3 protein-coding genes are annotated in these 4,551 nt (G+C 76.3%); 2 read left to right on the forward strand and 1 reads right to left on the reverse strand.

Features of this window, described 5'->3' with window-relative positions; genetic code table 11:
• Positions 1-193: 193 nt before the first annotated feature.
• Complete coding sequence (locus tag C6N75_RS23305; protein ID WP_105870859.1) at positions 194-1,387, reverse strand: ROK family transcriptional regulator; 1,194 nt, start codon at positions 1,385-1,387, stop codon at positions 194-196.
• Between the two features lie 157 nt (positions 1,388-1,544).
• Here C6N75_RS23305 and C6N75_RS23310 point away from each other — a divergent pair, with 157 nt between their 5' ends.
• The gene (locus C6N75_RS23310) at positions 1,545-2,786 is read left to right on the forward strand and encodes an MFS transporter (RefSeq protein ID WP_105870860.1); all 1,242 of its coding nucleotides are present in this window, start codon (positions 1,545-1,547) and stop codon (positions 2,784-2,786) included.
• Positions 2,787-2,985: 199 nt separating this feature from the next.
• Positions 2,986-4,389 carry a uracil-xanthine permease family protein gene (locus C6N75_RS23315; RefSeq protein WP_105870861.1) on the forward strand — a complete coding sequence of 468 codons (1,404 nt, stop codon included), beginning with the start codon at positions 2,986-2,988 and terminating at the stop codon, positions 4,387-4,389.
• Positions 4,390-4,551: the final 162 nt, after the last annotated feature.

A 4,551-nucleotide genomic window follows, 5' to 3' on the forward strand; every position in this document is an offset into this window, starting at 1 on the left:
CCTGTCATGCCTCTGCCGCCCTTCCGCATGCGGAAGGGCGGCAGAGGCATGACAGGTCGGGCGGGTGACCGCCGTCCGGACCGGGGTGACCGGCGGGACCGGGACGCCGGGCCGCCCGCTGAGAGGGGGGCCCTGAGGGAAGGGCCCCTGAGGAAGGGCCGGCCCGAGGGGGCGGCGGCGGCCCTGCGCCGGCTCAGCCGGTCGTCCTCGCCGGGCCGAACAGCTCGTCCTGGGCGGCGTCCCGGACGGTGAGCAGGGCGCCGCGCAGGACGGCCGCGCCACCGAGGAGGCCGGCGCGGACCTCGGTGCGCAGCGGCGACAGCTCACCGAGCCGGGCCTCCACCCGGGCGGCGAGGTCGGCGCCGCCCGCGCGCCCGGTCTCGCCGCCGAGCACCACGCACCCCGGGTCGAGGACGGCGCTGACGGACGCCGCGCCCAGCGCGATCCGCCCGGCCAGGGCGTCCAGGAAGGCGTCCGCGCCGGTGGCCAGCGCGGTGCGGACGGCGACCGCGCCGGCCGGCACCGGTCCACCGTCCGCACCGGGGACCAGGCCGTGCCGCGCGGCCAGCGCGGTGATCGCGGCGGAGCCGGCCAGCGCGTGGAAGCCGCCGTCGCATCCGGTGGCCGACGGCAGGCCGCCGGTGCCGGGCACCGGCAGGAAGCCGATCTCCCCCGCGCCCCCGGACGCCCCGCGCCGCAGCTCGCCGTCCAGGACGAGGGCCGCGCCGACGCCCTCGCCGAGCCAGAGCAGCACGAAGGTGTCGCGGTCCCGGGCGGCCCCCTCGCGCTGCTCGGCGACGGCGGCCACGTTGGTCTCGTTCTCCACCCGCACGGCGGCGGTGAGGCGCTGCTGGAGCGCGGCGACCAGGCGGCGGTGCCAGGCGGGCAGGCCGCTGGAGTCCCGCAGCTCGCCGGTGTGCGGGTCGATCAGGCCGGGGGCGCCGATGCCGACGCTGTGCAGCTTGGTGGCCCCCGCGTCCGCGACGGTCCGCTCCAGCAGTGCGGCGGCGCGTTCGACGGCGGGGCCGGGGTCGCCCTCGGCGTGCCGGGGGTCCATCGGGAGCGCGGCCTCGGCGAGGACCGCGCCGAGCAGGTCGGTGACGACCACGGAGACGCTGTGGGTGCGCACGTCCAGGGCCGCGAGGTGGGCGCGGTCGGCGACCAGCCCGTACAGCCGGGCGTTGGGGCCGCGGCGCTGGGCGCCCGCCTCGCCGACCACCCGGATCAGGCCGGACTCCTGGAGCCGGTCGACCAGGTCGGCGACGGACGGCCGGGACAGGCCGGTCAGCGACTTGAGCTGACCGGCGGTCAGCGGCCCCTCGTCGCGGAGGAACCGCAGTGCGAGCCGGTCGTTGATGGCCCGGGCGGTGCTGGGCGATGCAGGCATGCCGGAATCCTTCCAGAAGCGGGCCGGACGGCCGTCTCGGCGGGGTCCCCCGGGGAAGTCCGTCTCGGCGGGCTTCCTAGAACCGTCTTACTATCAGGCAACCTTCCTGATAGTTTACCGCCCGGCAGACGGTCCGAGCGGGAGACGGGGAGGGTCCATGGCGGTGGAGGCGGTGTCCACACCGGCGCGGCTGCGGCGGGCGCGGTTCGCGGTGGCGGCGGTGTTCTGTGTGCACGGAGCGGTGGCGGGCAGCTTCGCCACCCGGATCCCCTGGATCGCCGACCACGCCGGGGTGAGCGCCGGCCAGCTCGGCCTGGCGCTCGCCTTCCCGGCACTGGGCGCGTCGCTGGCGATGCCGCTGGCCGGGGCGGTCAGCCACCGGATGGGCGCCCGCCCGGCGCTGCGGCTGCTGCTGGTGCTGTGGACGCTGTCGCTGACCCTGCCCTCGCTGGCGCCCAACGTGTGGGGGCTGGCCGCGGCGCTGTTCGTGTACGGGGCCGCCTCCGGGATGTCGGACGTGGCGATGAACGCGCTGGGCGTGGAGGTGGAGCGGCGGCTGGACCGCTCGATCATGTCCAGCCTGCACGGCATGTGGAGCGCGGGCGCGCTGCTCGGCTCGGCGGCCGGCACGCTGGCCGCGCACCTGGGCGGGGACGCCCGGGTGCACCACCTGATCGCCGCGACCGTGCTGACCGTGTTCGGCCTGCTGTTCTGCCAGGGGGTGCTGGACCTGCGCAGCACCCCGGACGAGGAGCCGCCGCCGCGGTTCGCGCTGCCGCCGAAGTCGGCGCTGGTGATCGGGGCGATCGGGTTCTGCGGGGTGTTCGCGGAGGGCGCCAGCCTGGACTGGTCGGCGGTCTACCTGCGCGACCAGCTCGGCACGTCGGCCGGTCTCGCCGCGGCCTCCACCACGGCGTTCGCGCTGACCATGGCGGTGGCCCGGCTGGTCGGCGACCGGGTGGTGGACCGCTTCGGCCCGGTCCGCACGGTGCGCACCGGCGGGCTCGCCGCCACCGCGGGCGGGGCGCTGGTGGTGCTGGCCCCTCATCCGGCGGTCGCGCTGGCCGGATTCGGCCTGATCGGGCTCGGGGTGGCGGTGGTCGTCCCGCTGGCGTTCGCCGCCGCGGCCCGCAGCGGCCCCAACCCGAGCCAGGCCATCGCGGGCGTCGCCACCATCACGTACACCTCGGGTCTGGTGGCCCCCTCGGCGATCGGCGGCCTGGCCGACCTGACCTCGCTGACCGTCTCCTTCGGCGTGGTGACCCTGCTGGCCTTCGGCCTGGTGCTCGGCGCGCGCGTGCTCAGCCCCGGCGCCCGGAGCGGCACGGCGGACGCGGCGGGGGCCGCGCTCAAGGACGCGGCGGGCGCCAAGGGCCCGGCGGGCGATCCGGTGAAGTAGCCGGGGCGCGGCACGGGCGCCGGGCGGCCCGGGTGACGGAGAGCGGACCGGCCCCGACCGGCCGCCGACCGTCCCGCGTCCTGGTGACGACCGGCCTCTACGATGGCGCGTGGCCGCTTTCCGGCCACGCGCCCCCGGCGTACGCCCGCGCGGCGCGGCCGGCCCCTCCCCCGCCTCCCAGAAACCGGAGCCACCCCTCATGAACCTCGGCGTGCGCTGGACCGTGCACGGCGACGGGCGCACCCCCGCGCCCGGCGCCGTCGTCCGACCCGACGAGCGGCTGTCCTGGCCGCGCACGGCGGGCCTGGGCGCCCAGCACGTGGTGGCCATGTTCGGGGCGTCGTTCGTCGCCCCGGTCCTGATGGGGCTCGACCCCAACCTGGCGATCATGATGTCCGGCGTGGCGACCGCGATCTTCCTGCTCGCCACCCGCGACCAGGTGCCCAGCTACCTGGGCTGCTCGCTCTCCTTCGTCGGTGTGGCCGCCGCCATCCGGGCCTCCGGCGGGGACAGCGCCACCGTCACCGGGGCGGTCCTGGTGGTCGGCGCGGTGCTGTTCCTGGCCGGGCTCGCGGTGCAGCGGTTCGGGGCGCGGATCATCCACGCCGCCATGCCGCCGATCGTGACCGGCGCGGTGGTGATGCTGATCGGCTTCAACCTCGCCCCGGTCACCGCGAGCACCTACTGGCCGCAGGACCAGTGGACGGCGCTGCTGGTGATGCTGTTCACCGGGCTGGCGGTGGTCTGCCTGCGCGGCTTCTGGTCCCGGATCGCGATCTTCCTCGGCCTGGTCTTCGGCTACGCGCTCTCCTGGGTCCTCGACCTGGTCTTCGGCATGATCCACTCCCCGGCCGGCGGCGCCGAGGCGGTCGACCACTGGCGGCTGGACCTGTCCGGTGTGGCGAAGGCCGACTGGATCGGGCTGCCGTCCTTCCACGCCCCGGCCTTCGAGTGGTCGGCGATCCTGGTCGCGCTGCCGGTGGTGATCGCGCTGATCGCGGAGAACGCCGGGCACGTCAAGGCGGTCGGCGAGATGACCGGGAAGTCCCTGGACGACAAGCTGGGCACCGCCATCGCCGCGGACGGTGTGGGCTCGGTGTTCTCCACCGCGGTCGGCGGCCCGCCGAACACCACCTACTCCGAGAACATCGGCGTGATGGCGGCCACCCGGGTCTACTCCACCGCCGCCTACTGGGCCGCGGCCGGGTTCGCCCTGCTCTTCGGCCTGTGCCCCAAGTTCGGCGCGGTGGTCGCCGCCATCCCCGGCGGGGTGCTCGGCGGCATCACCGTCATCCTGTACGGCATGATCGGCCTGCTCGGCGCGCAGATCTGGATCAACGCCGGGGTGGACCTGCGCAACCCGCTCAACCTGGTCCCGGCCGCCGCCGGCATCATCATCGGCGTCGGCGGCGTCAGCCTGAAGATCACCGACAACTTCGAGCTGGGCGGCATCGCGCTCGGCACCATCGTGGTGATCACCGGCTACCACGTGCTGCGCGCCTTCGCCCCCGCCCACCTGAAGACCGCCGAGCCGCTGCTGGACTCGGGCACCTCCTCGTACGACGCGGGCCCCGGGAGGGACGACGGCGACCGCCCCTCCTGATACCGGTGGGGGCCGCTCCCGCGGGGCCGGACCCGCCGCGTTCCCCCGTTCCGGGGAAGCGCGGCCGCAGCGCCGCTCGCGGCGGGCCGCCGGCTGGGACGCTGCCTCCATGACACAGACCCGGGCGGGCCACACCGTCCCCCCGCCGCGCTCCCCCGCCGG

This window comes from Streptomyces solincola, from assembly GCF_002982015.1.
Taxonomy (GTDB): domain Bacteria; phylum Actinomycetota; class Actinomycetes; order Streptomycetales; family Streptomycetaceae; genus Streptomyces; species Streptomyces solincola.

What these genes read in the sequence shown, in the direction of transcription:
- C6N75_RS23310 (WP_105870860.1), top strand. Translation starts at nt 1,545, where the DNA reads ATGGCGGTGGAGGCGGTGTCCACACCGGCGCGGCTGCGGCGGGCGCGG.
- C6N75_RS23305 (WP_105870859.1), bottom strand. Translation starts at nt 1,387, where the DNA reads ATGCCTGCATCGCCCAGCACCGCCCGGGCCATCAACGACCGGCTCGCA.
- C6N75_RS23315 (WP_105870861.1), top strand. Translation starts at nt 2,986, where the DNA reads ATGAACCTCGGCGTGCGCTGGACCGTGCACGGCGACGGGCGCACCCCC.